At 31.6% G+C, this 4,266-nt stretch carries 3 protein-coding genes; all 3 read right to left on the reverse strand.

The genetic code is table 11. The features are described from left to right. Positions 1-179: 179 nt before the first annotated feature. Positions 180-1,163: a WxLIP family cell surface protein gene (locus HCK02_RS13375; RefSeq protein ID WP_167630597.1), complete on the reverse strand. Its 984-nt coding sequence runs from the start codon at positions 1,161-1,163 to the stop codon at positions 180-182. A 602-nt stretch (positions 1,164-1,765) separates the two neighbouring features. After that, the gene (locus tag HCK02_RS13380; protein ID WP_167630598.1) at positions 1,766-2,854 is read right to left on the reverse strand and encodes a TcaA second domain-containing protein; all 1,089 of its coding nucleotides are present in this window, start codon (positions 2,852-2,854) and stop codon (positions 1,766-1,768) included. Positions 2,855-2,924: 70 nt separating this feature from the next. Then, positions 2,925-3,977, reverse strand: coding sequence for a DUF5105 domain-containing protein (locus HCK02_RS13385; protein WP_167630599.1), 1,053 nt, complete (start codon positions 3,975-3,977; stop codon positions 2,925-2,927). Positions 3,978-4,266: the final 289 nt, after the last annotated feature.

The raw sequence follows: 4,266 nt of genomic DNA on the forward strand, positions 1-4,266 counted from the left end.
GAGTGTATATAACTATAAATAATGTTTGATCCATTAGTTTGAATAGTTTCCGGAAAAGAGTGTCCTAAAACTACTAGGAAGATACCTATGCCCCGTAAGGTTTGAAACTGTGAAAAAACTATCTTCTGATGCATTTAAAAACGTCCTTTCATATCTAGATGATTTTGAAGTATCGCTACTTATTTTTTCCTTTTTAGTCTATAAATATAATAGATTAAAACAAGAATAAGAAATCCAGCACTAATTAATAAAACAAGGTGAAAAACAGGAAATTTATCAGTATATTCTATGGATTGATCATTATTCTTTTTAGCTACTTTACTTGATATACTGAATTCTTTAGTTTGGATCATAGTATTGTCTTTATCATTTATTTTCATGATCAGTTTATACTTGCCTGGATCTATTCTTTGACCATTTGTTGGGATAGAGAAATTAAAACTAGAGCTAGGAGCCATATATAACTCTTGTTGTTTATTGGTGTAAAGAGCCCTCTTCCCTCCTATTTTATAAATTTTTGCATCAATAGAAAATTTTCCTGTTAATGCAGCTATAGAGTTCTTAAGTTTAGCGTGAAATACTGTTTTATAATTGGCTTGAGCTAGATGAACAGAATGCAAAGTAATATTTTCTTTTTCAACATGCAACTTTTCTTGTAAGGAAACCCCCAAAATATAATTAATTTTATTTTGGATCAATTGTTCATTCCTTTTTTTTGAATTCATTTCTTCAAATTTTAATGCCCCTAAAATGATACCTTCATTTTTGATATTGGGCATTTGAATATTTACTAAAATTTCTTTTTCTTCATTAGGTTCAAGGGCTAGTTTGGAGGGAGCTTTTGCAATATCAGAAAATTTGATAGGTGTTAAGGGATCGGCTTTTTTAATATAATCAATTATACCATTTTGATTTGTGATGGCATTGGTAATGGATAGACGGAATTCTTTTTTTTGAGATGATGTGTTTTTTATTTTTACTATTAAATTTTGCTTCTTATTTTGTTGGATGAGCAACTGAAAATAACCTTTGGAAGTATCTATTTGATTGCTTGGATACTGAGGTGCAATCTCAAGAGGGAAGTCAGCTGCGACTCCATTATTGAGAAAAAGCAGCTGACCTAAAATAATCAGACAAATACTTAAGAGCAATTTCTTAATCATAATCTCTCTCCCTCGACATTATTATTGGATTGGTGCACTTTCTAATGTCCATGTAATAGTCATTTTCTGGACAATAAGAATGAATCATTCTTATTGAATTTTCATCGTATTCCTCGCTTATTTTAAATTCCAGACGATAAACTAGTTTTATCCAATGAAAAACATCCATTTTTTCTCCCTTTTTATGGATGCTTTTCCAACTCCCTTTTTACCAGTATGGTTTGCTCTCTTTTTCCATACTGGTTTTTTTATGTTCATTTTTCATCTAAAATCTCATTCTCCCTTTGCCCCATTTAATTGACCCACTGAAAACGGCTAAAGATACCCAAAAATAAAAGCGCCAATAGAGTATAAGAGTATACTCTATTGGCACTTCATTACACGTTTGACTACTATGAATAATACAATGAAAAAGAAGAATGGCTGACATTCTTCTTTTCGTGTCTACTTTATTGATTTTGATCTAGCTTCCAATTCCATTAAAGGCATCATCTTTTTACCATATGCTTTATCAAAAATTGGAATGCTAATACTAAAGCTGATAGAAAAAGAAATGGTTCTTAAGAAGGATACTTTAGTATAATCACTCCATAAGTCATGTCTTATAGCTTACTTTCAGTACTCTTTTTATTTATCCATTCAAGTGCTTTTGCATTTTTATGCTCAATTTTTTCGATATTATCCCAATTTCCTGCATCGCTAAATGAATTTTCAATGCCATCTATCAACCAATATTTCTTTTGTTGGTCATACTTAAACGTTATTTTACAAACACCATTGAATTGTAATGTAGGCGAATACCCCTCAACAATCGTATCCATTTGCCCATCCATTTGAATATCAGCATCAAGTGTTAAAACCCAATCATCTAGCTTTTTATCTATCTCCAGACTATCCTTATTCACTTGAATTCCTTCATAGAGTATGCTTATTTTAGAAATATACTCTTTTATACTTTCCGAATCACTACCTTTATAGGAATCCGTAAAATGAACCAGTTTATTGCTGTCCATTCCCGTCCCCCAAAATTGTTGATATTCTGTCATGCTCTGATCAGCTAATTGCGAAATCTCTTTTTGAAACTTTTTATCTTTTGACACTATATCATCTACATTAAGCTTTAAATTCTTATTCTCATGATAAATAGATTGTTCATTCAAAGACACAATAGGGATATCTAGCGTATCCGAAACAGAAGCCTTGATGTTATATGTTCCTGGCATTAAAGGACCATAACGGTCTTTCTTTTTATTATATGAAATGGTCTCACCAAAGGTAGTTAAGCTGACTTGTTTAGCATCTGTTGTCACTGTAAAATACATCGGCTTTACTGTTAAAACATATTTTGGGAAGAATAAAAGTGATTTCCCTTTTTCTATTATCTGATAGTCAGCATCTTCATTTTTCTCATTTTCACTACTTTTTTTCACTTGTTCTAAGAACTGTTTTTTATCTGCTTGGTTATGATTCATATACGTAATAAATGCTTTTGTACCTTGTTTATCAATTTTAAGAGTACTTTCCTTTGCCAGCAGTAATGGCTGTAATTTTGTTGCATCTTTCTCATTCAAAGCATTTTCAAGTTTTTTATAAAAATTTATTTTTGAATGAGTCACTCCACCAATAATTAAAAAAAGAGCGACAAAAAAAACTAATAAAAATCCTCCTATAATATACCCTTTTTTCTTCAAAAGAATGCCTCCTTAAAAGAAAAGAGTGCACTAGCACCCTTTTCTTCTTTTTATAGCTCAGAATACCTTCTTAGTAAAAATTCCCAAGCAACGCTTTAATCGTTTGCTCATTTTCCTCTTCTTTCGGATCTATTTTCCATTTTCCATCTTCTTTCACTAATTTAAGCTTCAACTCTGATCGACTACTTTTTAGCTCTACTTGGTTAAGGATGTCTTTGAATTTAGAAAATGCATACTGACTAGCTTTTTCTGAATCATAATCATCCGTACTTTCTAAATATGTTTCAGAATAATCACTGAATAGATCACTAATTTCATCATTGTTTAGCCCCTCATCAATATCTACTGCTAATTCTGCATTATCTCCAACCTGTTCTTCTGTTTCGATAGTAATCTTGCTACGTTTCCCTTGTGCCTTAATAAACAAATCCAAAGCTGTTTTATAGCCTTCATCATTCAGATCAGTGCTATAAAACAAGCCATCTTCATTTATGTCTTTGTATATTTTGCTGATTTCTTCCTGTGTCTGTCCCTTTTGATTAGCCACAAACTTATCATAATTCACATTATCTTTTCCTAAAAATAGAACATCGATAAAGGCTTGCCCTGCTTTTTCAGCATCATTAAGAGCGTCTTTTGACTTTTTAAACTTATCCTTATCAATAGCTACTTGTACGTCTTGACCATCTCCATCAGAGGTCATAGTAGAAAACGATAATTCATACTCTTTCTTAGGGTCAATATTAAAGATAATATCTCCAGACATACTTTTGCCCGCACTAAGTGTTCCATAATCAAAAGGACTTAAATCTAAATCTGAACTATAGACATCTTCTGCTTTAATTTTTTCGTCCTTTCCTTTTTCATATAACGAAAAATTTTCACTCGTCATATATATCTTTTTCTTTCCTTTATTTTTCACTTGAACATTTAGCACTAAAGTATTTTGACCTTCTTCTGTTACTTTTGGTAAAACCGCATATTCTCCTTTTTTCACTTTAAGTTCAGCTGAAGCATTTGAACTTTTAGTATTATTAGTCTTCGCTCCTCCAGAATCATTTTGACCACAGCCTACAAGCAGTAAAACCCCCAACACAACTAACCAACCTGTCCACTTTTTCATAAGTTCTCTCCTTTTAAGTTAATATAATTACATGTTAGCATGCTTGTTACTTAAAGTATGTAGACATTTTGTGAACATTTAGGTACTTTTTGCAAAATAGATTCAGAATTGTTTATCATGTTCTTGTACTATATCCCTAAGCAAATGGAAGGTGTCCAGTTTGAATAACGAATGGGAATCAGTTATCCCAACGTGTCCCTTGCAAACTTGGCATGCATGTATCCTAATAAAGTAGACACCTTTTTTGATATACTAGTAAATAAATAGACACAAATGTCGAAAGGACTTT

Origin of the sequence: Listeria valentina, from assembly GCF_011800755.1 — a bacterium.
In the GTDB taxonomy this organism is placed as follows: Bacteria; Bacillota; Bacilli; order Lactobacillales; family Listeriaceae; genus Listeria; species Listeria valentina.